Annotated in this window: 2 protein-coding genes and 1 tRNA gene; 1 reads left to right on the top strand and 2 read right to left on the bottom strand. The window is 52.2% G+C overall.

Annotated elements, in window-relative coordinates:
- The first annotated feature begins 14 nt into the window (after positions 1 to 14).
- Positions 15 to 91 (top strand) — tRNA-Met (locus tag ACR0LL_RS20980).
- Between the two features lie 305 nt (positions 92 to 396).
- Here ACR0LL_RS20980 and ACR0LL_RS20975 read toward each other — a convergent pair.
- The gene (locus ACR0LL_RS20975) at positions 397 to 1296 is read right to left on the bottom strand and encodes a LysR family transcriptional regulator (protein WP_480589227.1); all 900 of its coding nucleotides are present in this window, start codon (positions 1294 to 1296) and stop codon (positions 397 to 399) included.
- A gap of 481 nt (positions 1297 to 1777) precedes the next feature.
- A complete protein-coding gene (locus tag ACR0LL_RS20970) occupies positions 1778 to 2155 on the bottom strand; it encodes a hypothetical protein (RefSeq protein WP_480589225.1) in 378 nt (125 codons plus the stop codon).
- Positions 2156 to 2246: the final 91 nt, after the last annotated feature.

Raw genomic sequence — 2246 nt, 5'->3', positions numbered from 1 at the left:
AAATCTGACTCTGACGCGGGATGGAGCAGCCCGGTAGCTCGTCAGGCTCATAACCTGAAGGTCGCAGGTTCAAATCCTGCTCCCGCAACCAATACTTCCAGTCAGATATCAAGCACTTAGCGCCCAAAGGGGCGCTTTCTGCGTTCAGGGCCGTAACCGCCAGTGCTACTGCGGTGCTACGCTACGGAGCAAAGAACAGCTATCAAAGCGTTCTCATTCTGACGCTTCCTGAAGACGAATCTTACCCCATCATGAAAACCAACCCGCAGTTTCCGTCTGCACTGTCAGCACCGTCAGCCAAAACCGCGAATGTCGGCTCAGAGCCTAATGTGGACCATGTCAACTCTCATCACAGAAGGGAACTCGCAATCTCGTCGGCTGCAGCTCCATTCAGCATTAGGTGGCTCGTTCCTTAAAAATTACCGCATAGCGAGGTGCGAAATATTTGACAAAGGCTTTAACTTCAGGACGTCGGTAGGCATCTGGTGAAACCAACAACAAATGTGGCGCTGACAGCTCCTCGATCTCGTCGAAGCACCTGATGAGGGTTTTGTCCGACTCAAGCAACTTCACGTTGCTTATTCCCAACCCTTGACCCGCCCTGATTGCCGAATGCATTAAGTCCAGTTCGCTATAGGTCGCCACAATCTGCTGGGACTCAATGCGTTCCACTAACCAATGGTGAAAAACGTTGGGGACGTCCCCTCTTTTGAACGTGACGAACCTGTGGCCTTTCAAATCCCGAGATGAGGTGGGTAATCCAAATTCCTGCTCATAACTTTTCCCACCAAACAGCGACCACTTCGCGTCGCTAATCTTCCTTGAAATCAAATTTTGGTCAGGTTCAGTCCGCACCAATCGTAGCGCTATATCTGCTTCACCTGCCATAAGGTCCAGAGCTCTCACTGAAGGCAAGAACTCAAACGCTATGCCGGGGTTACTTGCTGAAAATTCATTGACAATATCGACCATTCGCGGCGAGAAGTTCGCTGAATATGCAGTGATACGAATAGGTTTTGTTTCCGCCAATTCACCTACATGTCTGGCAAACATATTTGCTGCGGCTTCGAGCGTCTCGGCGCTCTTGACGAGATTGAGTCCGTTTTTCGTGAGTTTGAAGCCTCTGGTGTCACGCTCAAACAGAACTAGTCCGGCTGCATGTTCCAATGCATCGATACGCCTAGCCACAGTAGGTTGGGCCATGCCGAGCTTGCGAGAAGCGGCCAGCGTCGACCCCTCTCTGACGACCATCAGAAAAACGCGTACATCGGACCAGTTCCAATTCTCGCTCTGCATTTATGTAGAACAGCACAAATTCAAGCACGATACCAGAAGGTGATGCTGGCCAATAACCTGAATGGAGAACCCATGAACCAAGGTGGCTAACAATGACTTTGCACATCACCCCACAACTCGATACTTGGAAACCTTTCAGATTGTTGCACAAACTGTTTGAACGTACCCCTGATCCTTCGCGGTGCTGCGAGAACACCCATGAAGCGACACGACAACGACGGGAATTTATTCAAGAAATGATGCAAAGCCACCCGGAGGCATTTCAAAGTGAATTGGACGTTCAGCACCTAATGCAGTGCTACCCATCTTGGTTTTAAATGTGGCTCCAATGGGAGTGCGAAGGTTTGTGTATTGTTGCGTGTCCGTTCCGTCCTGCGTAGCAGACGAAAGTCGAACCAGACAAACGCAATAGGTGGAGCAACAAAAAGGCGCCCGACCCAAGGGATCAAGCGCGTTAGCCAAAAAATTGTAGTACGAACTTTCACCGACTGCTCAATTCTATCACCCGCATCCCGGCTTTGCCTTCCCGACTAAACGCGATGTTCACGCCCTGCCGCCGCAGCACAGGCTGAACCCTGCACAGGGCCACGCCGAACCTTGCCTCAGACCGGGGGAAGCTCTGGCTATCCTCTGTCAGCGCCGGGAAGCGATCCGGCAAGGTTTGCTTCAACTCGGTTGCTGTCGCGCTCCAATGCTGCCGCCCATCCATCAGTGACAGAATTGCCAACGCGACCGGGTTGGCCTCAACAGCGGCTTGGTCGCTGCGGGCGCGATTGGCCGCGTAGGAGTCCAGAAACGCGCCCTGAGCCCATCCAAGGGATTCTTCGGCAGCAACCACCCATTTTGCAAAATCTGCCATCCTAGGTGTTTGATCCCATGGTTTGATGGTGCGATCCTTTCTCAGGAATGGAAGGAAGCATTATGGGACAAGTTCGTCACGGGAGCGCCGC

This window comes from Ruegeria sp. AI2 (assembly GCF_056541275.1).
This window is presented reverse-complemented; position numbering and strand designations above follow the sequence as displayed.